This is a genomic window from Campylobacter concisus (genome assembly GCF_902460595.1).
Classification (GTDB): domain Bacteria; phylum Campylobacterota; class Campylobacteria; order Campylobacterales; family Campylobacteraceae; genus Campylobacter_A; species Campylobacter_A concisus_BL.
On record NZ_CABPVA010000002.1, the window covers coordinates 156,508 to 176,579 of the forward strand.

A 20,072-nucleotide genomic window follows, 5' to 3' on the forward strand; every position below is an offset into this window, starting at 1 on the left:
ATTTTGCTAAATTTGATTAAAAATTTAGCCGCAGGGTAAATTTATATATTTTTAAATATAATCACGCTCTGGCACGGTAAGCGGTCGCTTTTGCATCTTGCAAAAGAGGAAAGTCCGAGCTGCGATAAGACGAAGTTCCATCTAACGGATGGCTAGGGAAACCTAAGGGATAGTGTAACAGAAAGCAAACTTCCGCCTTGGCGGTAAAGGTGAAACGGCGGGGTAAGAGCCCACCGGCGCGCTTGGTAACTTGCGTGGCCATATAAACCCAACTTGCAGTAAGAAGGGATGGTTTTGGTCTTATATTAAAACCCTTCGCTAGAGCTTGTTTGTAAAAGCAAGCGTAGATAAATGATCGCTCAAGACAGAACTCGGCTTAACGCCGTGCCTTTGCTTAAATTTAGAGTAAATTTCAAGTAGCAAGCAGTTAGTAAATTGAAAGTTTTCAAGACAGAACCGGCAAATATGCCGTGCCTTGAAAGTTTGAGTTTAGATTAGTTTTTTACGTATTTTTGAGCTTTTTGTAGCTTTGTAAGCTCGTTTTGGATGTGTGAAGATTTAGTTTTAAAAAGCTCTATCGCACCGCCGATTAGTGCTTGTGCTTCCTTTGCTGAAGCTAAGCTTTTAAACATATCTTCGCTAAAGCTTTGTGATAGTGCAGCTAACTTTCTTGTATCTTCGTTTATTAACGCTAGCTTAAATTCATTGATCCAGCTATTCACCTGATGTTACCTCCCTCCATGCTTCTGATAACTGCTTTACGACATTTGTTACTTCATTTAGCGCGTTAATATCATTTTGGATATTTGCCATAGCAAGAAGCTGCATCTGTCTTGTATAAAGTCCGCTAAGATAGTGAGCCACGTCGCCTTGAGAATAATCAAGCGAGTTTAAAAGCTCAACAAAGATAGCGTTTGCTCTGTTTATATAATAGACTTTTTTCTCTATATCTCCAGCTTCGATCGCTTTTTTTGTGCGAAATATAAATTTCAAAATTCCGTCATAAAGCATTTCTATTAATTTAGTCGGGGACTCGATGCCCCCGAAACTCGACTGTGCGTATGCACTATATGCACTTTGATTCATTTTTCTCTCTTATTTTCTACTGTTTATCTCAGCATCTATCATTGATTTTAGAGTTGAGAACTGATTTTCTAAACTTGCGATGATAGAGTTATACTTGATGAAGCGCTCTTGCATCGTTGTATATTTCTCGTCTAAAAGCTTTTGAGTGCTCTCTTTATTTTTAGTGATAGACTCACTCTCATCCTTTAGCTGATTTTGCATAGCGATCATAGTGCCTTTCTTGCCAACAGCACCATCAAGCATATTAGCTAGCTTTGTAAATAGACCATCAGTTTTTTTAGTCACTGGATTTACAGTGGCTTCGCTCATACCAAGAGTTGCTAGTGCAGAAGCTTTGCCTTTTACCTCGATATTTTCGCCATCGCTTCTTTTTAAGATGATCCTCTTGCCGCTTTGATCAAGGCTAGCTGTGACTCCGTCGATACCAGCGTCATTGATAGCTTGTTGAAGCTTTAGAGCGTTATCTTCAGCTGTCCCGCCAGCTGTGGTTGAAAATATAACTGACTTGCCATTTATCGTTAGATCGCCAGCTTGGATATTTAACGCACCTGCGCTAACGGTTGAGTTACCCATGTAGCTTATCGGCTCAGTCTTGCTTGAACCCATGAAAAATTTCTGAATTTCTTCCGGATTTTTGCTAAGAGCTGCGTTAAATTTATTTAGATCAAGCTGAAGCTGACCGTCTTTATCTGGCACTATGCCAAATTTACTTAGCGCTTTGCCTTCGCTATCTTGACCATTTACTAGACGTCCGATGTTTGATCTAAGGCTTGAAATTTCGCTCACACCTTGGAAAGTACCAGCGCCTTTTTCTTCGTCATACTTAGTAGCGATCTCAAGGTTCATTGTCATTAGGTTGTAGTCTTTTATAAACTCTTCAACCGCTTTTACAACCTCTTCAGTGTTTTGAGAGACGCTGACATTTGTTCTGCCAGTCTCATTTAGAGTGATATTTACGCCAGGTCTTAGATCATCAAAGCTATTTTTATCTCTTTTGATATTTACGCCGTTATATGTAAATTCTGCATCTTGCGCTTTTAAAATTCTATTTTTCTCCAAATTTGATGTCATCTTTGGCGAGCCATCAGGATTTGTTAGAGCAGTGCCGTGCTCGTCTGTATCTTGAAACTGCGTATCATCCCAGCCAAGCTTGTCTAAAACGCCAGCTGTGTCGTTTGAAAATTTAATAGTCTGCGTAGCGCCAGTTTTGCCTGATTGAAGCATTATTTGATTTGGTTTATCGCCACCAACATTTAAAATTCTAGCTTGCAACTTGCCGCCACTTACGTCATTTATCTTATCAACGATATCTTGATAGGTTGTCGATCTTGTAATACCGATAGAGAATTTTTGTCCATCGATCTCAACATCAAACGAGCCAGTATTTGTAGCACCCACCATGCTTGAAGAATTTTTGAAATTCTTGCTTTGAAATGTATCTTTTTGAGCAAGTTTTTGCACGTCGATACTAAAGCTTTGCACGCTAACGCCGTTTGCCGCTGAAGCAGTGACGCTTTTACCAGCGTTATTGGTATTTCTTTTTAGATAAAGTGCCTCGCCACCAAGTGTTTTGCCGCTCACATTTACGTTGCTAACAAGAGTTTTTAGCGCTGCAAGGTCCTTTTGCTTAAGCTCATTTTTCTCTAGTCTTGTTGTAAGTGGTTTGATCTGTCCAGCCTCATCAGCCTCTTTTAGTTTCTTGATAAGCTCATCGTTTAGGCCGCTATTTTTTGTACCGATGCCTAAATTTGTTACGTTACCTACTGCCATTTTTAACTCTCCTTGTCAAAAAGTATTCCGATACTTTCTTTGAAATACTCGCTGATTTTTATAGCTTCTTTGCTCGGAAGCTGTGTTATCTCTTCACCTGTTTTGGCGTCTTTTACTTGCACTACCATTAAATTTAACTTCTCGTTGTAAGCAAATCTTACATTAGTATCGAGCTGTTGCATCTGATAGTTTAGCCTATCAGTGACCTCTCTTGTCTTTCTAGCAAGATCCTCGTTGCTAAGTCCGTCAAGCTCGTTAGCATCCTTTGATTTGCCGTTTTTATCGGCATTTACTTTGACATCAGAGTGCTCGATAGGTCTGCTGTCTATCTGACGCTGAGCCGACGTGCTCATGCTTGCATCAAGTGTTTGATTTGCCGCTGCTTTGAAAATTTCCATAGTTTTACTCCTTAAAACTTACGCTAGCTCCTACATCGGTAAAATTTTAAATTCCTTTAGTATTTATATAAATTTTTGATTATTTAGGTTAAAATCGAGCAAAATTTATAGGACGGGATATGAAAATTTCATTTGAATGCGACTGCATTTTGCTGCAAAAGACTTTGCTGCTTTTTTGTGGAAATTTAGCCGCTCATCATAAGGATTGTGATTTTGTAGTAAGTGACCGCGAGATCGTCACAAAAAAACCGCTATTTATAATAGGTAAGAACGCTCATCTTTCTCACCCATTTACGAGAGCCACTCTTCTTGACACGCTTGAGGAATTTTACTCAGCCACGCAAATTTCAAAGGCAAAAGAGCCAGATCAGATAGTAAATGAAAAGAGTTTGGAGCAAAAAGTATCACGCTTAATTGATAAATTTAAAGCTGATCTGCTTGAAATTTTAAGGGCAAATCAGTGAAACTCTACACCAAAATTTCAAGTGGTAAATTTAAAGGCAAAAGGCTTGAGTTACCAAGTCTAAGCACGACTAGAAGCACAAAAAGCATCGTAAAAGAGTCCTTTTTTAACGTCATCAGAGATGAAATTTACTCGCTTACATTTATAGAGGGTTTTGGCGGAAGCGGCGTGATGGCAAGCGAGGCTGTTAGCAACGGAGCGCGCGAGGCTATCGCTATCGAAAAAGATAGAGCCGCTTTTAAGATCACACAAAGCAATCTTGCAAGCTTAGAGTGTGCAAATTTAAAAGCGATAAATGGCGACAGCTTTTCGCTCTTGCCTGATCTTGTAAATTCGCAAAATGGCAAGGTTTTGCTCTATCTTGATCCACCATTTGACATAAGGGCTGGCTTTGATGATATCTATGAAAAGCTTGTAAATTTGATCTCGCAGCTAAAAAAAGAGAAAATTTATATGATAGTTTTTGAGCATAACAGCGACTTTAAATTTGGCGATGAAATTTCTGCATATAAGCTTATTAAATTTAAAAAATTTGGAGCCACTTCGCTCTCTTATTTTCAGTAAAAATTTGGAACATCTTTTGCTTTAAAAACCTAAAATAGCTAAATTTTAGGAAAAAATATGAAAAAAATTTTATCTTTTGTAGCAGCTTCAGTGATAGCTACTTCAGCCTTTGCTACGCAGATAAAAGAGCTTGCAAACATCGTTGGCGTAAGGGATAACCAGCTAATAGGCTATGGTTTAGTCGTCGGACTAAACGGCACAGGGGATGGCTCAACGTCAAAATTTACGATCCAGTCGCTATCAAACATGCTTCAAGGCGTAAATGTCAAGATAAATCCAGATGATATCAAGTCAAAAAACGCAGCCGCTGTTATGGTGACAGCCAAGTTGCCTGCATTTGCAAGACATGGCGACAAGCTTGATATCGAGATCTCATCTATCGGCGATGCAAAAAGCTTGCAAGGTGGCACCCTTCTTATGACTCCGCTAAAGGGCGTTGATGGCGATATCTACGCTTTGGCTCAAGGACCTCTAAGTATAGGTGGCAAGAGCGCAGGCAGAAGTGGTGGCAACCACCCAACCGTTGGCACTATCTTAAATGGTGCTCTTGTGGAGCGCGAAGTAACTTACGATATCTACAACCAAGATAGCATAAAACTAAGCCTAAAAGATACAAATTTTAAAACCGCTCTTGATATCCAAAACGCCATAAATGCAAACATTTCAGACGATACTGCAAAGGCGATCGATCCAAGAACGGTTATCGTTAAAAAGCCAGATGATGTTAGCATCATCGAGCTTGCAAGCGCTGTGCTTGATCTTGATGTGGAGTATAAGCCAGATGAGAAGATCGTAGTTGATGAGAGAACTGGCACGATAGTTAGCGGTATAAACGCGGTAGTTAGTCCAGTCGTGATAACTCACGGCGCCATAACTATAAAGATAGAGCCAAACAGCTACGAAGAGGCAGCACAAAATGATGTAAATATAGGTAGCGACACCTCGGTGGCTCCTAGTCAAAATTTACTTAAAATTTCAGGCGAAAAAACAACCGTTGCAAACGTGACAAGAGCGCTAAATAAACTTGGCGCAACACCAAGCGACATCATCTCGATACTTGAAAATTTAAAACGAGTTGGTGCGATACAAGTTGATCTGGAGATAATATAATGCAAATAGACAACACCCTAGCACTAAATTCGTATAACGACATCTCAGCAAACAAGATAAAAAACGCAAATGCCAAACAAGATGCACTTTTAAAAGAGCAAACTGATGCTTTTGAAGCATTTATGGTAAAAGCTGTGCTTGATATCGCTTTAAAAGAAGATGATAAGAACTCACTCTATCCAAAAGCCGCTGGCAGCGACATTTACAGGTCTATGTATAACGACGCTATGAGCAAAGCTTTGAGTGGAAATTTAGGTTTTTCAGAACTTTTATACGATTTTTTAAAGAGAGACTCTTAAGTAAATTTATATTTTGCCGATGTAGTGATATAAACATTTTATTTTAAGAGGTATGGATATGATAACTCCTTTGAACCAAAGACCAAACTACCAGGCAAATACGCTAAATAAAAATAGCGATGCTAGGGTTGAAAATGAAAACAAAGAAGTAAAAACAAACGAAAACGCAAGAGTAAAAGAGATAGCTGATGCAATAGCAAATGGCACCTATCAGGTAGATATCTCTAAAACAGCAAAAGCTGTGGCTGATGCGTTGCTCTAAATTTAAAGGAATTTAAATGATAAAGAAGCTTTTGGACGAGGCCATAGGCGAGCTAGACGAGCTTATAAATTTAACGATGCAAGATATCGCCAACATAAAAGAGGCGAAGCACTCAAGCGTTGATGAGAGCGTGAAGAAGAAAAATGCTCTCGTGCGCGCTTTTGAAGATACTAAAAGAGCTTTGGATAAAGAGCTACTAAGGGTTTCAAAAGAGAGTGGCACTACGATACTTGCAAGCGTTTTAGATGATGAAGTGAAGTCAAAGCTGGTGCTTATGCGTTCAAAGCTTGAAATTTTGCATAAAGTAAATAAAGAATATGCAAGACACGTCGTTGTTGTTAAGGAGTTTTTTGACTCACTTAGCAAAAAAGTCTTTGGTACTCAGACTAATGAATATGGACAAGACGGCAGCGGCACAGATAATAATTTTTACAAATCAAGGGTTTAACAAATGGCTAATATCTTTATGTCATTAGGCACAGGCGTTTCAGGGCTAAATGCAGCCCAAGTGCAAATAAGCACAACTGGAAACAACATCACAAACGCCGATAGTAACTACTACACAAGACAACGTGTAGTCCAGTCAGCATCTCCAGCGATGAACACAGTCCCTGGTGGCGTTGGCACAGGTACGCAAGTAGATACTGTGACAAGGCTTCACGATGAGTTTGCCTATTCAAGACTAAAATATTCATCATCAAATTTAGAAAATACAGGCTATAAGCAAAGAATTTTACAAGAGGCGACAAAATACTTCCCAGATCTAAAAGATAACGGCATGGTAAAAGATATACAGGAGTATTTTGCTGCGTGGAACAACTTTGCTTCGAACCCAGACGAGGGCGCTCAAAAGGTAAATTTGATAAACAAAGCTAGCGTTTTAACAGCTAGCATCAACCGCTCATCAAAGATGCTTTATGATATGCACACGCAGATAGATGAGACTATAAAGATAAATATAAACGAGATAAACTCACTTGGCAAGCAAATAGCAAATATCAATAAGCAAATTCAAAGAGTGGAGTCAGGCGCAGACGCTGGCATCAAGATAAATGCAAATGACCTTCGTGACAAGCGCGATGAGCTAGAGCTTGCTATGTCAAAGCTGGTAAATACAGCCGTTTATAAAAGCGATCTAAAAAGCGAGTCAAGGATAGATACAGGCATAAGCGATCAAGGAAGATACTACAACCTAAATATCGGCGGTGTGAGCATCGTTGATGGCGTAAATTTTCATGAAATTTCTATGAGCTCAACCGAGAGTGGGCAATACACGAAAATTTATTATGAAAGAGAAGATGGCAGACGCATCCCTATGGAGGAGAAGATCACAAATGGCAAGATAGGCGCTGCGCTTGATCTTAGAGGCCGCAACTACGAGCCAGATAATGATAAATTTAGCGATGGTATCATCCAAAAATATATTGACAATCTAAATACATTTTCAAAAACTTTAATAACTAGCACAAACAACGTCTATGCCGAGTCTGCGGTTGAAATTTCAAACTCAGATCCGATCAGCTATCTAGAAAACGACAAGACGCTGATGAACCACGACAACAGCATAAGAAATGGCAGTTTTGAAGCCATAGTTTATGATAACAAGGGCAACGTCGTAGCCAAAAAGACCATCGAGATAAACGGCACAACGACGATGAACGATACAAAATACGGCAACTCTGTTGTGCAGGATTTTAACTCAAATTCAGACGACAACAATGACAACAACATGCTAAATGACGTCGATGACTTCTTTGAAGCGTCGTATTTTTATGATAAAAACACGCATCAAGGCACATTTGCGCTCATACCAAAGCAAGCTCAAGGGCTTTATAGCATCTCAATAGTCGATCACGGCACAAATTTCCCAGGCGTTGTTGGTATCAACAGATTTTTTTCTGGCACAAACTCAAATACAATAGGCATCAATCAAAATTTCACTCAAGATCACACAAAGCTTCGTGCCTACTCAAAACCAGTCGTGGGAAACAACGAAGTTGCAAACAAGATGATACAGCTTCAGTACCAAAAGCAGACATTTTACTCAAGTGGTACTGCGCTTGATAGAGATGAGACTATTGAGGGATATTACCGATATTTCACAACCGATATGGCGAGCGATACCGAGGCGAACAACACTATCCACGACACAAACACATCTTTGCAAAGGACTGCTGAAGAGGAATTTCAATCAACAAGTGGCGTAGATACCAACGAAGAGCTTACAAACTTAATCCGCTTTCAAGCAAGCTACGGTGCAGCAGCAAAGATCATCACGACAGTTGATCAGATGCTTGACACGCTTCTTTCACTAAAACAATGAGCGAACTAAAGAGCCTTTTAGACTCACACGTACTTAGTAAAAATACAAATTCGGGGCTATTTGACGCCCCAGATCCACTTCAAGTAGCTACTAAATTTAAAGAGCCAAACATAGCGCTCATTTGTGCGTTATTTGCCTATGGCAATGCAAAAATGATAGTAAAATTTCTAAATTCGCTTGAATTTAGCCTGCTTGATGAGAGCGAGCAAAATATCAAGAAAAATCTGTCAAATTTCAAATATCGCTTTCAAAATGAAAATGATGTGAGAGAAATTTTCATCACGCTTTCACGCCTGAAAAAAGAGGCTGACATAGAAGAAATTTTGCGCCAAGGTCTTGCAAAAAATGGCGAGATGATAGAGGGCGTAAATGAGCTTATTAAATTTATTTACGGGCTAAATTCTTACCGCTCAGACGGATATGAGTTTTTCTTTGGTAAGAGCTTTGAAAAAGAGCCTCAAAGTCCATATAAACGCTACAATATGTATCTTCGCTGGATGGTGCGAGATAGCGACATCGACCTTGGACTATTTAAAAATTTGCCAAAAGATAGACTTTTGATGCCACTTGACGTGCATACGCATAGGGTTTCGTTAAATTTAGGGCTTATAAATAGAAAGAGCTATGATTTTAAAGCGGTCATGGAGCTTACAAAAAAACTTAGAGAATTTGACGAGCTAGATCCGATAAAATACGACTTTGCGCTTTACAGGATAGGGCAGAACAAAGAGCTAGAAACTATCGTAAAAAATCTCAAAAAATAAAAATTATTGCTAAATTTTTAAATTTAGGATAGACTTGCCATACAATTTTATCCATAAGGAGCTTGTATGAAAAAAATCGTTTTACTAAGTGTAGTTTTAGGAACTTTGCTTTTTGCTCACGAGGGTCATCACTTTGATCCAAAGGCTGGCGAGCATCTTGTGATCCCAGTTAGCGAACTAAGCGAAAAGGGCGATAAGAGCGTTGGCGAAGTAGTAGCTGTTAAGACAAACTACGGCGTTGCGTTTTTTCCAAATTTAAAAGGTCTTCCTGCAGGACTTCACGGCTTTCACGTTCATCAAAATGCTGATTGTGGCGCGACTGAGAAAGGTCTAGGTATGAAAGCGGGCGGTCACTGGGATCCAGCTGAAACAAAGATGCACTCATTTGCATGGGACGATAAGGGTCACAAAGGCGATCTACCAGCACTTTACGTAGATGCCGAGGGCAATGCAAACTACCCAGTTCTAGCTCCAAAGATAAAAAATCTTGACGAGCTAAAAGGTCACTCACTAATGGTTCACGTCGGTGGCGATAACCACAGTGACCAACCAAAAGCACTTGGCGGCGGCGGTGCTAGAATGCTTTGCGGCGTTATTAAGTAATTAAACCCCACAAAAAGCCTTTAAATTTAACGTTTAAAGGCTTTTTCTTTTAAATTTCACACTTCAAGATCTAAATTTAACCCCCATTTCTAAGATCAAATTTCAAAAATTTAAACTACAATCCGCTTTTAACTTAAATTTACAAAAGAGTAAAAATGGAATTTGACCTACTTAGCTACGCCCTCTTTTTTGTGGCTGCATTTTTGGGTGGTTTTATTGACGCGATCGCAGGAGGCGGCGGACTGATCACCTTGCCAGCTATAATGGCTATGGGCGTGCCACCGCATCTTGCCCTTGGCACAAACAAGCTTCAAGGCGTCTTTGGCAGCTTTACTGCAACGCTAAATTTCACCAAAAAAGGGCTGATTGACTATAAAGAGTGTTTTGTTGGCATAGTTTTTACATTTATAGGAGCCCTTATTGGCGCAACGCTCATTTTATTTTTAAATGCAAATTTCTTAAAAATAATCATCCCATTTTTGCTAATCGCCATCTTCGTCTACACACTTTTTATGCCAAAGATAGGCGAGAGCGACAGAGCTGCAAAGATGGGTGAGAGGCTATTTTATGTTATCTTTGGGCTCATTTTGGGCTTTTACGATGGCTTTTTCGGGCCTGGAGCTGGGTCGTTTTGGATGTTTGCGATGGTGGCTTTGATAGGGCTAAATTTAAAAAAGGCAGTTGCTCACACGAAAGCTTTAAATTTTACCAGCGGCATCGTAGCACTTGGCGTGTTTATAATCGGCGGAAAGGTGCTTTGGGTAGTTGGTTTTTTGATGGCTGTGGGACAAATTTTAGGAGCATATTTTGGCTCAAATTTAGTCATTAAAAAAGAGGTTAAATTTATTAGAACGATGTTTTTGATAGTTGTCGCAGCGACCATTTGTAAACTGCTTTTTGACTACTTCAAAGCTTAAAATTAAAAATGTTTTAACAATAATTTTGTTACAATCACGCAAAATTCTAAATCTAAGGTAAATCAATGAAAGATTTGTTTCTATTCTCAAATTTGCTAAACCACTCACACGCCTTTGTTTATGCGTTTCACTTTTGCCTTGTAGCCTTGATCATCCTCATCGTTGCTTATATCGCAAGGAGCAAGATGCAGCTTGTGCCAAGAGGCCTTCAAAATATAGTTGAGGCTTATTTAGAGGGCGTTATCTCTATGGGTAAAGATACTTTAGGCAGCGAAAAGCTAGCTAGAAAATACCTCCCGCTTGTCGCAACTATCGGCTTTATCGTATTTTTCTCAAACGTCATCGGTATCATACCTGGCTTTGAGTCACCAAGCTCAAGCTTAAATTTAACCCTAGTTTTGGCTTTGGTTGTATTTTTCTACTATCACTTTGAGGGCATTAGAAAAAATGGCTTTTTCAAATACTTTGGACACTTTATGGGACCAAACAAATTCCTAGCTCCGATAATGTTTCCAGTTGAGATCATCTCACATCTTTCACGTGTAGTTTCGCTATCTTTCCGTCTTTTTGGTAACATCAAAGGTGACGACTTGTTCTTGCTTGCGATGCTTACACTTGCACCTTGGTTTGCACCGCTTCCAGCCTTTGCACTTCTAACGCTAATGGCTGTTTTGCAAACATTTATCTTTATGATGCTAACTTACGTTTATCTAGCTGGCGCAGTCGCTATCGACGAGCATGAGCATTAAAATTTAAAGCCATATTTTCATATGGCTTTTCTCTTTTTTAAATTTCTACTATCTATCAAATTTAACTTTCAAGCAACATTTCAAAATAAAAAATAAAGTATTAAATTTAGTGAAGAATTAAGCAGTAAAAATGTGCGCCATTTCTAGCGCACATAAATTTATTTTCTGTGGTCGTATTTCCAGCCCATTTTCTCAAGTTTTTCAACGATCTCGACAACGTAGTCAGTCACACAATCAAGCATCTTTTGACCTTTTTCTAGGCTAGCTTTTGTGCTATCTCCTGTTGCACCCGTCTCTGTTACCTCTTTGATATCCCAGATGATGGTGCTAAACTCGCCAAAACCGATCACATCGTGAGGCACTTGTGACTTTGCATACTCTAAATTTACAAGCTCAGGCTTAACTGCCATAGTTATAGAAGTCTCGCCCTCTCCGCCGTGGCCAAGTCCATCCCAGACGTCAAATGTACCTTTTAGTCTAGCTCCTGTGATGTTCCACCAAGCAGGGATAAAGACCAAAACAGCGTCTTTATGTCTATCTTTTACCTTTCTAGCGGCGATCTCAAGGGCAGGGATGTTGCCGTCGTGGCCATTTAGGATGATGATATGTTTTATGCCGTTATTTATAAGGCTCTCAAAAATGTCTTCAGCGATCGCTATCGTGGTTTCAAATCTAAGAGTGACTGACATAGGAAATTGGTTGTAGTGGATAGAAGTACCAAAAGGCACGCCTGGAACAACGATAGTCTTTCCAAGTCTTAGAGCTGCTCTTTTTGCGATCTCTTCAGGCACAAAAAGATCAGGGCCAAGCGGCAGGTGCCAGCCGTGGCTCTCGCAACTACCAAAGGTCGTGATAGCGCTATCTATCTCGTGTGCCTCAAATTTTTGCTTTAGCTCTCTTGCGCTAAATTCGTTTAAAACTACCTTTTTCATCTCATCTCCTTGTTAAAAATTTTATAAAATATCGGATAGATAATAATCGTAATAACTAACGCTACAAGACCTGATGGTAGGTCAAATGGAAGTGGCAAATAGTACTGGAAGATAAATCCAAGCAAAGCGCCTATGATAAATGAAATAACGCCAGCCATGTGATAGTCTGGTTCGCTATTAAATTTAGCGATGTCGTACTTTCCTTTTTTGATGATGTAATAATCAGCTATTAACGGACCAGCAAGAGGCGGAGCAAATGTACCAAGTATCGTGATAAATGACGCAAAGAACATTTGATAAAAGGCAAATGAGCCAAGCACAGTGCCTACTATGCCAGCAAGTAGCACTAGTTTTTTTCTATTTATGTTTAAATTTATGCTTGATAGCACTGGACCAGTATATAGCGAGTTGCAGTAGAGCTCGGCATTGTTTGTTGTCCAAAGCGATGCTGTCCAAGCTATGACACCGATGATAGCTAAAAGGGCTGACTTTGTTAGCATCCACTCTACGTAGTTAAACTGACCAACGCTTACTGCGCCGATGTAGCCAACTATGTTTAAAAGAGGGTTTGTTAGTATAAAGCAAGCTACGACACCAGCGATGACTGCTTTTACTGACTTGTTAAATCTAAATAGATCAACGCCCATAACAGCTCCTGCTATCCAGCTACCAACAACAGCTGTGATCGCATTTCCAAGCCCAAGACCTTGTATATTTTTGGTCTTTTCTAAAAATGCTGCAGCTCCGCCGCCCTCTGCTAACATCTCGTAGCCAACATAGACTGCGATGATTAAGATAACAGGGCTTATAGGGATAGCGATAGCCTCGATGGCTTTGATACCTACGTATGCTGTGATGGTAAATATAATGCCAAAGATGAAGCAAAATAAAAATACCTCAAGCGTGATCGGAGCGATATCTTTGTAGCCAAAATTTGCTGGGTCAAAGACGATGACGCCACTTGGGTTGCCTATAAATGAACCCCAAATTTGACCGACCATGCCAGTTATGCTGGCAAACCAGCCAAGTGTGAGCAGTGTCATGATGATCATTGGCAAATTTGCACCTTTTATGCCGTAAGAGTACCTAGAAACTAGAGCTAGGCTCATACCAGTTTTTTGAGCAATTATGCCAAGTAGCGCAGTGATGATACTTAGCGAGCCCATACCTAAAATGATCGCCCAAATGGCGGTTTGAGGTGAGACGCCAGGCTTTCCGCCAAAACCGGCTAGAACGCCACCTATGAAAAGTCCAGTAACGACGTAGCCAAAACCAACCCAAACCATTATCTGATTAAATGTCGGGCGTCGCTCGGACATCGGAACTGGAGATAGCATGCGTTCGCCATCTTCTAAAACAACATTTTCTTTGTCGCTCATACAAGCTCCTTTCATAAAATTTTTGTCTTTTTTATTATAGCTATGTTATTTTTTTCTTACGAAAAATATTTAATTTTAAATTTGAATTTTTATCTTTGGTGTTACGAATTGTTAGTGTTTTTAAATTTCTTTAAAAGCACTCCTTTAGATATTTTAAAAGAAAGTATCGCTAAAATACGCACTAAAAATTTGCATAAATTTAAAGGTAAAAATATGTTTGAAGTCGTTATCGGTTTAGAAGTTCATACTCAGCTTAATACAAAAACTAAAATTTTCTGCTCTTGCTCGACTAGCTTTGGCGACGAGGCGAATACTCACGTTTGTCCGACCTGCCTAGCTCTACCAGGAGCCTTGCCTGTGCTAAACAAAGAGGCTGTCAAAAAGGCGATCAGCTTTGGCACGGCGATAAACGCTAAAATCAATAAAAAATCAGTCTTTAATAGAAAAAACTACTTTTATCCAGACCTTCCAAAGGCATATCAAATTTCACAGTTTGAGATTCCTATCGTTGAAGGTGGCGAGCTCATCATCGACGTAAACGGCACTAAAAAACGTATCGGCGTAACCAGAGCACACCTTGAGGAGGACGCAGGCAAAAATATCCACGAAGAAAACGAGAGTTTGGTTGATCTAAATAGAGCTGGCACGCCGCTTCTTGAGATAGTTAGCGAGCCAGATCTTAGAAGTAGCGACGAGGCGGTGGCTTATCTTAAAAAACTACACTCGATTCTTCGCTTTTTAAACATCAGCGACGCAAATATGCAAGAAGGAAGCTTCCGCTGCGACGCAAACGTCTCTATCCGTCCAAAAGGTGACACAAAGCTTTACACAAGGGTTGAGATAAAAAACCTAAACTCATTTAAATTTATCCAAAAAGCGATTGATTACGAAGTAGAGCGCCAAAGTGCAGCTTGGGAAGATGGCAAATATGACGAAGAGGTCTATCAAGAGACAAGGCTGTTTGACACGACAAATTTAGTGACAAGATCGATGCGTGGCAAAGAGGATAGCGCGGAGTATAGGTACTTTCCTGACCCTGACTTGCTCCCTGTTGAAGTGCCAGAAGAGATGTATAACGAAGCGATCAAAATTCCAGAGCTTGCCGAGCAAAAGGTCGCAAGATACGTTAGCGAGTTAGGCGTAAAAGAGAGTGATGCGCTAAATTTAACCCAAAGCGTTGAGATGGCTAGATATTTTGAAGAGCTAATTGCCGCTGGAATTCAACCAAAACTTGCTACTACGTGGCTTATAGTTGAGCTTCTTGGCCGCTTAAATAACGGCATAACGATCGAAACAAGCCCAGTTAGCAGCGCCAAGATGATAAATTTACTAAAATGCATAGAAGATGGCACGATAAGCGGTAAAGCTGCAAAAGAGGTGCTAGACTATCTAATGGAGCATGACGCAGACGTTGATAGCGTCATCGAAAAGCTTGGCTTGAAACAAGTGAGCGACGACTCAGCGATCATTGCTATCATAGATCAAATTTTAGCTGCGAACGCCGACAAAGTCGAAGAGTATAAAAACGGCAAAGATAAGATGTTTGGATTTTTTGTCGGTCAGGTGATGAAAGAGGGCAAGGGTGCCTTTAACCCAGGCAAGGTCAATGAGCTTTTAAAGGCCAAAATAGGCTAAAAAAAGGGCTAAAATGAGCATAGCAGTCATCGGAGCTGGCAAGTGGGGCAGTGCGCTTTTTCACGCATTTAGTGAAAATAACGAGTGCGTCATCAGTTCAAGAACGCCAAGAGAGATGCCAAATTTTGTAAGCTTGGATGAAGCTTTGGAGTGCGAATATCTAGTCTGCACGATCCCAACGCAAGCTACAAATTTATGGCTAAAGCAAAACTACAAAAACAAAGGTCAAAAGATATTAGTCGCCAGCAAAGGCATAGACACGGCAAATCTTAAATTTCTAAATGAAATTTACGAAGACTTTGTTGATAGAGAAAATTTGGCCTTTCTTTCTGGGCCGACCTTTGCAAAAGAGATCATGCAAAAGTTGCCTTGCGCTTTGGTGGTAAATTCTAAAAACCAAAATTTAGCTTTAAAATTTGCCTCATTTTTCCCAAGCTATATGAAGGCATACACCTCTGAGGATGTGATCGGCGCTGAGGTGTGTGGGGCGTATAAAAACGTGATCGCCATAGCTGGCGGTATCTGCGACGGTCTTGGTCTTGGCAACAACGCAAGAGCTAGCCTCATTTCACGTGGGCTTGTCGAGATGGCTAGATTTGGCAAATTTTTTGGCGCAAAAGATGAGACATTTATGGGGCTAAGTGGCGCAGGGGACCTTTTTTTAACCGCTTCATCGATACTTTCACGCAACTACCGCGTAGGTCTTGGCATCGCAAGGCATGAGAGACTAGAGAAAATTTTAAATGAGCTTGGCGAGGTGGCAGAGGGCGTCGATACTGCAAGGGCTATTAGCAAGATCGCTAAAGAAAAGAGCATATATGTGCCAATAGCAAGCGAGGTTGAAAATATGCTAAATGGCAAAGACGTTTTTGAAAGCGTAAAATCGCTTTTGGGAAGAAGATGAGAGCTTTTAAATTTATACTTTTTATGGCTATTTTTACTCTTGGGTTAAACGGCGCAGAGGTGAGCCTAAGAGCCAAGGTCTCGCAGATGATAATGGTCGGCTTTAACGGCGCTAGCACAAAAGACACTGCGTTTCGCGCGATGTTAAGCGACGCTGGCTACGAGAGATTTGGCGGTGTGATGCTACTTGGCAGAAATATCACCAGCAAAGCCCAGCTAAAAGCTAGCATAAAGGCGATCAAAGAGAAAAGCCCTAAAATTTTCATCGCTATCGACGAAGAGGGCGGCAACGTAAGCCGCATGAAAGACAAGAGCTTTGATGGCCCATATCCTAGCGCATACGAGGTCGCAAGCACGCTTGATATCAAAAGTGCCTATGGTCTCTACTCAAAAATGGCTATAAATTTAAAAGAGTGCGGCATAAATTTAAATTTCGCCCCAGTGGTCGATCTGCACGATGAAAACTCGCCCATCATCGCCGCTAAGCAAAGGGCGTTTAGCGAGTATGCAAGCAAGGTGGTGATCTATGCTGATGCTTTTATGGACGCATTTAAAGAGCAGGGTATCCTAACGACACTTAAGCACTTTCCAGGGCATGGCAGCTCAAAAGAGGACTCACATAAAAATAAGAGCGAGGTCACTCTAAGTAAAGATGCACTTTTGCCATACAAAGACGCCATAAGCACAAGTAGAGCGCAGATCATCATGGTCGGGCACCTTTTTGTAAAGGGTATCGACGAGGACAATCCAGCCACACTTTCTAAAAAAATAATAACCGATCTGCTTCGCAATGAGCTTAAATTTAATGGTGTGGTTATTAGCGATGATATGCTGATGAAAGGCGTTGGAGATGAGACTTTGGCGCAAAAAGTGGTGAAATTTATAAATGCTGGTGGTGATATCTTGCTCTTTAGTGAGTTTAAGATAAATAACCAAAGAACGGCCGATCTAGTCACTCAGATCATAGTGGATGCCGTAAATGAGAAAAAGATCAGTAAAGAGCGGATAGACGCATCATATAAGAGGATAATGGCTCTAAAAGCGAAGATTTAAATTTGGCTTTTAGAAAGTTACGCTAGTAAATTTGCGTTATTTTCGTCTTTTTCAAGATCAAAATATAAAATTTCAAGCCACATTTCATCGTCGTATCTAAATTTCATAGTTTTTTGTCTTATGCCCTCTATCTTTGGATAGATGAGGTAAAGCTTGTCACACTCGTGTTTTTTGCCGTAGGCATAGAGTTGATATAGGTCGGCTTGTGAGATTTTATACTTTTCCTCGTTTTCTTTATTATCTTGCCTGATGATCTTCCATTTTGTATCGGCTATAAATTTATCTTTTAAAAATATGTCAGGTCTTAGTTTAAAGCTTTTTGGATATTCAACGAGGTGCTTTTCTGAGTGTTGTAATATTGTGCCTGGAAAGCTTTTCTTTATAAAATTTCCAACATAGCTTTCAAAGAGCGCATTCATATCAAATAGTAAGGCAAAGGCTAAATCATCGCCCTTGTGCGGTGTAAATGAGTTGTTAAGCAAAAAGATCTTGCACCATAAAAGAGTTTGCTCATAGTGCTTTACTCGGTGATTTATGATGAGCTTTTCAAAGAAATTTTTATAATCATCGCACGTAGAAACCTCATCAAATATAAACAAAAGCTCGCGTATTTTTTGCTGATTTTTACTAGAATTTGACTTTTTGTATAGAAATTTAAGTGTTGTTTTTATGATCCTATTTATCTTTATATCGCTTAAAAATTCACTGTATCCTACGTAAAACCGCTCTTTGTGGACGCTATTTCTTTTGATCTGCTCGTTTATGTTTAGCTTCCCTTTTAGAAAATTTAGGTTCTCCTCTAGCGCCACATAGTCGCTCTTTATCCCCTTTTTTACAAGAGCTTCAAGCTCACATAAAAACATCGAGATGAAAATTTCCAAAAGCGGTAAATTTTGGGTTTTTAGACTAGCTAAATTTGAGCTTTTAAATGGGAAATTTTTTAGCGCCCTTAGCATTTTTATAAAAACTGCTTTTGATTTATCAGTATCGGTTTTGTCTGCTATTTTTGGCAAAATTTCTATCGTTAAGCCGCTTTTTGTCTGCAAAATTCCGACATAGTTTCTAGCTTGTATAAATTTCCCGCCAACCCCGCTTGCTATCCTTAAAAACGGTGCATTTTCATCGCTATTTTTAAGGATAAAATTTTCTATATCGCCAAAGTCTTTTTTGCCTATAATGTGCTCATATATACGCTCAAACTCAGTTATCGTTATCTGACTTTGCTTCATCTGTTTGGCTGCTTGTTAAATTGTAAATTTTTAGATAGTTTTGCTCGTCGTAAAAAGCTTCTTTGTCTATTTCGTATAAAATTTTGTCGTTTATATAGTCAGTGCCGCTTTTAAATAAAACTTTTGCTGGCTTCTTTTCTTTGATAAACTGACTATCACCTAAAACAAGCCTTATTTTCTCCCAGTCGTCGTAAAAATACTCTTGCAGTAGTGGTAAAATTTTGTTTTTAAAGACATTTGCAAGCGTGCCAATATCTGCCACATCTATAAAATAAGCATGCCCTATCGTGTGATCTCTGTCGTAAAGATACTCTATTCGCTCATTTATCGTTTTTAGCATTTCACCTACATTGATGCCTTCAATGATTGTTTCATTTAGCGCATCGTATTCTGGCATCATCTCCACAAACTCAAACCTTCTTCTAAGAGCCGTATCCATAAGGGCTATGCTTCGATCTGCTGTATTCATCGTGCCTATTACGTATAAATTTGACGGCACTCCAAATTTCTCTTTTGAATATGGCAGCTCGACCATTATCTCGTCATCTGCCCCGAGCCTTTTTGACGGCTCTATGAGAGTTATGAGCTCACCAAAAATTTTAGATATATTTCCGCGGTTGATCTCGTCGATAAAGATGGCATATTTTGGTGTGCTGTCATTAAAAAATTTTTGTCGCTCATCTTTTGACAAATCGCAAAAATCCCTAAGCTTGCCCTTATAATCACTAAGAAGTAAGGCATTTTCGCAGCACTGATAAAAAATTCCTTTTGATATCTCATAAGTTATATCGCCATCTTCGTTTTCGTCATCAAATAGAGGCTTTATACCCTCAACAAATTCCTCATATCCGTAGCTTTGGTGAAATGTTATAAATTTAAAATTTTCTTTAGTGTAGCTTGTGCCTACCTTTTTATCTTTTATCTCTTTGTATTTTTCATAAAGATCTATGGCTTCAGGACACTCATCATTAAGTATTTTTGTATCTACACACCATTCACTTTTCTCATTTTTCTCAAATATAAAAGGAGGGTCTTTTCTTTTAATATTTACATACTTACAATCCATTTTTGTATGAAATAACAAATCTGATGATATTGTTTGTATTGGTGTTTTTGAACCTGATTTTATTGATTTTAATTTAAATAAAATGTGATTTACTATGCCGTTATTTAGTTTAAGCCAACCGCCATTAGTGTTTGACTCAGCTGCATCATACAAGATGGCTGCAGCCACTTGATACCAAGTGTAGTTTTCTATTTTTAACATTTCATATAACGCATCAGTGTCACCACTTGATTTTACATTGAGATCTTGAGTAAATTTGTCCATGATCTTTGAAAGCTTATATGTCTTTCCAGTTCCTGGAGGACCATATAAAATTTGATTTAGTGAGAAATTTGTTCTATGTTTTTGTATTTCATTGTTTGTTGTTGGCATTGTTATTCCTTTGCTATTTATAAATTCTATATACTTACTTACTGCTGAATTATAGTCAGCAAAAGATTTTTTTGTTTTTCCAGATTTTAAAAACTCTTCTTCTAGATATTTTGGATTTTTGCTTTTTAAGTCATAATAATCAAAAACTGAGTAAATTTTATTGTCTTCTAAATAACTAATAAAATTTCTTAAATA

22 protein-coding genes and 1 other RNA gene are annotated in these 20,072 nt (G+C 39.3%); 15 read left to right on the forward strand and 8 right to left on the reverse strand.

Features of this window, described 5'->3' with window-relative positions:
• Nucleotides 1-68 precede the first annotated feature (68 nt).
• Nucleotides 69-395: RNase P RNA component class A (rnpB, locus tag F3G86_RS05505), an RNA gene on the forward strand.
• A 99-nt stretch (nucleotides 396-494) separates the two neighbouring features.
• On the opposite strand, the gene F3G86_RS05510 is transcribed toward rnpB, so the two are convergent.
• Genes F3G86_RS05510 through flaG form a run of 4 tightly spaced genes read right to left on the reverse strand, consistent with a single transcriptional unit; the run spans nucleotide 495 to nucleotide 3,254 of the window.
• Nucleotides 495-722, reverse strand: a complete 228-nt coding sequence (locus F3G86_RS05510; protein ID WP_012001652.1) for a hypothetical protein — start codon at nucleotides 720-722, stop codon at nucleotides 495-497.
• Entirely contained in the window at nucleotides 715-1,086 is a 372-nt protein-coding gene (gene fliS / locus F3G86_RS05515; RefSeq protein ID WP_009293744.1) for a flagellar export chaperone FliS, read from the reverse strand. Before fliS ends, F3G86_RS05510 begins: the two co-directional genes overlap by 8 nt.
• A 9-nt stretch (nucleotides 1,087-1,095) precedes the next feature.
• Nucleotides 1,096-2,856, reverse strand: coding sequence for a flagellar filament capping protein FliD (gene fliD, locus F3G86_RS05520; protein ID WP_149723251.1), 1,761 nt, complete (start codon nucleotides 2,854-2,856; stop codon nucleotides 1,096-1,098).
• A gap of 2 nt (nucleotides 2,857-2,858) precedes the next feature.
• Nucleotides 2,859-3,254 (reverse strand): flagella length regulator FlaG, encoded by a 396-nt coding sequence (flaG, locus tag F3G86_RS05525; RefSeq protein WP_002942325.1) that lies wholly within the window; start codon nucleotides 3,252-3,254, stop codon nucleotides 2,859-2,861.
• 119 nt (nucleotides 3,255-3,373) lie between these two features.
• Here flaG and F3G86_RS05530 point away from each other — a divergent pair, with 119 nt between their 5' ends.
• From F3G86_RS05530 to F3G86_RS05580, 11 genes are all read left to right on the forward strand, one after another.
• Entirely contained in the window at nucleotides 3,374-3,718 is a 345-nt protein-coding gene (locus F3G86_RS05530) for an ornithine carbamoyltransferase (RefSeq protein WP_149723252.1), read from the forward strand.
• Nucleotides 3,715-4,281 (forward strand): 16S rRNA (guanine(966)-N(2))-methyltransferase RsmD, encoded by a 567-nt coding sequence (gene rsmD / locus F3G86_RS05535; RefSeq protein ID WP_149723253.1) that lies wholly within the window; start codon nucleotides 3,715-3,717, stop codon nucleotides 4,279-4,281. The genes F3G86_RS05530 and rsmD overlap by 4 nt, the downstream gene beginning before the upstream one ends.
• A 57-nt stretch (nucleotides 4,282-4,338) precedes the next feature.
• Complete coding sequence (locus tag F3G86_RS05540) at nucleotides 4,339-5,391, forward strand: flagellar basal body P-ring protein FlgI (protein ID WP_009293749.1); 1,053 nt, start codon at nucleotides 4,339-4,341, stop codon at nucleotides 5,389-5,391.
• Nucleotides 5,391-5,690 (forward strand): rod-binding protein, encoded by a 300-nt coding sequence (locus tag F3G86_RS05545; protein WP_002942304.1) that lies wholly within the window; start codon nucleotides 5,391-5,393, stop codon nucleotides 5,688-5,690. Before F3G86_RS05540 ends, F3G86_RS05545 begins: the two co-directional genes overlap by 1 nt.
• A 58-nt stretch (nucleotides 5,691-5,748) precedes the next feature.
• Entirely contained in the window at nucleotides 5,749-5,952 is a 204-nt protein-coding gene (locus F3G86_RS05550) for a flagellar biosynthesis anti-sigma factor FlgM (RefSeq protein WP_035142326.1), read from the forward strand.
• Nucleotides 5,953-5,968: 16 nt separating this feature from the next.
• Entirely contained in the window at nucleotides 5,969-6,400 is a 432-nt protein-coding gene (locus F3G86_RS05555; protein ID WP_149723254.1) for a flagellar export chaperone FlgN, read from the forward strand.
• A gap of 3 nt (nucleotides 6,401-6,403) precedes the next feature.
• A complete protein-coding gene (flgK, locus tag F3G86_RS05560) occupies nucleotides 6,404-8,275 on the forward strand; it encodes a flagellar hook-associated protein FlgK (protein WP_012001658.1) in 1,872 nt (623 codons plus the stop codon).
• Nucleotides 8,272-9,039, forward strand: coding sequence for a TIGR02757 family protein (locus tag F3G86_RS05565; RefSeq protein ID WP_149723255.1), 768 nt, complete (start codon nucleotides 8,272-8,274; stop codon nucleotides 9,037-9,039). Before flgK ends, F3G86_RS05565 begins: the two co-directional genes overlap by 4 nt.
• 66 nt (nucleotides 9,040-9,105) lie before the next feature.
• Nucleotides 9,106-9,642, forward strand: coding sequence for a superoxide dismutase family protein (locus tag F3G86_RS05570; RefSeq protein WP_149723256.1), 537 nt, complete (start codon nucleotides 9,106-9,108; stop codon nucleotides 9,640-9,642).
• Nucleotides 9,643-9,797: 155 nt separating this feature from the next.
• Nucleotides 9,798-10,559, forward strand: a complete 762-nt coding sequence (locus F3G86_RS05575; protein WP_149723257.1) for a TSUP family transporter — start codon at nucleotides 9,798-9,800, stop codon at nucleotides 10,557-10,559.
• A 65-nt stretch (nucleotides 10,560-10,624) separates the two neighbouring features.
• Nucleotides 10,625-11,308 (forward strand): F0F1 ATP synthase subunit A, encoded by a 684-nt coding sequence (locus F3G86_RS05580; RefSeq protein WP_149723258.1) that lies wholly within the window; start codon nucleotides 10,625-10,627, stop codon nucleotides 11,306-11,308.
• A 158-nt stretch (nucleotides 11,309-11,466) separates the two neighbouring features.
• Here F3G86_RS05580 and F3G86_RS05585 read toward each other — a convergent pair whose 3' ends face one another.
• Together F3G86_RS05585 and F3G86_RS05590 are read right to left on the reverse strand one after the other, a co-directional pair.
• Nucleotides 11,467-12,240: a creatininase family protein gene (locus F3G86_RS05585; protein ID WP_021089789.1), complete on the reverse strand. Its 774-nt coding sequence runs from the start codon at nucleotides 12,238-12,240 to the stop codon at nucleotides 11,467-11,469.
• Nucleotides 12,237-13,619, reverse strand: coding sequence for a purine-cytosine permease family protein (locus F3G86_RS05590; protein WP_149723259.1), 1,383 nt, complete (start codon nucleotides 13,617-13,619; stop codon nucleotides 12,237-12,239). The genes F3G86_RS05585 and F3G86_RS05590 overlap by 4 nt, the downstream gene beginning before the upstream one ends.
• A 213-nt stretch (nucleotides 13,620-13,832) precedes the next feature.
• Here F3G86_RS05590 and gatB point away from each other — a divergent pair, with 213 nt between their 5' ends.
• From gatB to F3G86_RS05605, 3 genes are read left to right on the forward strand one after another with little or no spacing between them, the layout of a single operon-like run.
• Entirely contained in the window at nucleotides 13,833-15,254 is a 1,422-nt protein-coding gene (gene gatB / locus F3G86_RS05595) for an Asp-tRNA(Asn)/Glu-tRNA(Gln) amidotransferase subunit GatB (RefSeq protein ID WP_149723260.1), read from the forward strand.
• 13 nt (nucleotides 15,255-15,267) lie between these two features.
• Complete coding sequence (locus tag F3G86_RS05600; RefSeq protein WP_149723261.1) at nucleotides 15,268-16,158, forward strand: NAD(P)H-dependent glycerol-3-phosphate dehydrogenase; 891 nt, start codon at nucleotides 15,268-15,270, stop codon at nucleotides 16,156-16,158.
• The gene (locus F3G86_RS05605; RefSeq protein ID WP_107856877.1) at nucleotides 16,155-17,210 is read left to right on the forward strand and encodes a glycoside hydrolase family 3 N-terminal domain-containing protein; all 1,056 of its coding nucleotides are present in this window, start codon (nucleotides 16,155-16,157) and stop codon (nucleotides 17,208-17,210) included. The genes F3G86_RS05600 and F3G86_RS05605 overlap by 4 nt, the downstream gene beginning before the upstream one ends.
• Before the next feature lie 17 nt (nucleotides 17,211-17,227).
• On the opposite strand, the gene F3G86_RS05610 is transcribed toward F3G86_RS05605, so the two are convergent.
• Both F3G86_RS05610 and F3G86_RS05615 read right to left on the reverse strand, forming a co-directional pair.
• Complete coding sequence (locus tag F3G86_RS05610; RefSeq protein ID WP_149723262.1) at nucleotides 17,228-18,439, reverse strand: McrC family protein; 1,212 nt, start codon at nucleotides 18,437-18,439, stop codon at nucleotides 17,228-17,230.
• Complete coding sequence (locus tag F3G86_RS05615; RefSeq protein WP_223228557.1) at nucleotides 18,411-19,877, reverse strand: McrB family protein; 1,467 nt, start codon at nucleotides 19,875-19,877, stop codon at nucleotides 18,411-18,413. The genes F3G86_RS05610 and F3G86_RS05615 overlap by 29 nt, the downstream gene beginning before the upstream one ends.
• Nucleotides 19,878-20,072: the final 195 nt, after the last annotated feature.

Excerpts from the sequence above, each read along its gene's own strand:
- fliS (WP_009293744.1), bottom strand. The coding sequence starts at position 1,086 with ATGAATCAAAGTGCATATAGTGCATACGCACAGTCGAGTTTCGGGGGC.
- fliD (WP_149723251.1), bottom strand. The coding sequence starts at position 2,856 with ATGGCAGTAGGTAACGTAACAAATTTAGGCATCGGTACAAAAAATAGC.
- flaG (WP_002942325.1), bottom strand. The coding sequence starts at position 3,254 with ATGGAAATTTTCAAAGCAGCGGCAAATCAAACACTTGATGCAAGCATG.
- F3G86_RS05530 (WP_149723252.1), top strand. The coding sequence starts at position 3,374 with ATGAAAATTTCATTTGAATGCGACTGCATTTTGCTGCAAAAGACTTTG.
- F3G86_RS05540 (WP_009293749.1), top strand. The coding sequence starts at position 4,339 with ATGAAAAAAATTTTATCTTTTGTAGCAGCTTCAGTGATAGCTACTTCA.
- F3G86_RS05545 (WP_002942304.1), top strand. The coding sequence starts at position 5,391 with ATGCAAATAGACAACACCCTAGCACTAAATTCGTATAACGACATCTCA.
- F3G86_RS05550 (WP_035142326.1), top strand. The coding sequence starts at position 5,749 with ATGATAACTCCTTTGAACCAAAGACCAAACTACCAGGCAAATACGCTA.
- F3G86_RS05555 (WP_149723254.1), top strand. The coding sequence starts at position 5,969 with ATGATAAAGAAGCTTTTGGACGAGGCCATAGGCGAGCTAGACGAGCTT.
- flgK (WP_012001658.1), top strand. The coding sequence starts at position 6,404 with ATGGCTAATATCTTTATGTCATTAGGCACAGGCGTTTCAGGGCTAAAT.
- F3G86_RS05565 (WP_149723255.1), top strand. The coding sequence starts at position 8,272 with ATGAGCGAACTAAAGAGCCTTTTAGACTCACACGTACTTAGTAAAAAT.
- F3G86_RS05570 (WP_149723256.1), top strand. The coding sequence starts at position 9,106 with ATGAAAAAAATCGTTTTACTAAGTGTAGTTTTAGGAACTTTGCTTTTT.
- F3G86_RS05575 (WP_149723257.1), top strand. The coding sequence starts at position 9,798 with ATGGAATTTGACCTACTTAGCTACGCCCTCTTTTTTGTGGCTGCATTT.
- F3G86_RS05580 (WP_149723258.1), top strand. The coding sequence starts at position 10,625 with ATGAAAGATTTGTTTCTATTCTCAAATTTGCTAAACCACTCACACGCC.
- F3G86_RS05585 (WP_021089789.1), bottom strand. The coding sequence starts at position 12,240 with ATGAAAAAGGTAGTTTTAAACGAATTTAGCGCAAGAGAGCTAAAGCAA.
- F3G86_RS05590 (WP_149723259.1), bottom strand. The coding sequence starts at position 13,619 with ATGAGCGACAAAGAAAATGTTGTTTTAGAAGATGGCGAACGCATGCTA.
- gatB (WP_149723260.1), top strand. The coding sequence starts at position 13,833 with ATGTTTGAAGTCGTTATCGGTTTAGAAGTTCATACTCAGCTTAATACA.
- F3G86_RS05600 (WP_149723261.1), top strand. The coding sequence starts at position 15,268 with ATGAGCATAGCAGTCATCGGAGCTGGCAAGTGGGGCAGTGCGCTTTTT.
- F3G86_RS05605 (WP_107856877.1), top strand. The coding sequence starts at position 16,155 with ATGAGAGCTTTTAAATTTATACTTTTTATGGCTATTTTTACTCTTGGG.
- F3G86_RS05610 (WP_149723262.1), bottom strand. The coding sequence starts at position 18,439 with ATGAAGCAAAGTCAGATAACGATAACTGAGTTTGAGCGTATATATGAG.
- F3G86_RS05615 (WP_223228557.1), bottom strand. The coding sequence starts at position 19,877 with ATGCCAACAACAAACAATGAAATACAAAAACATAGAACAAATTTCTCA.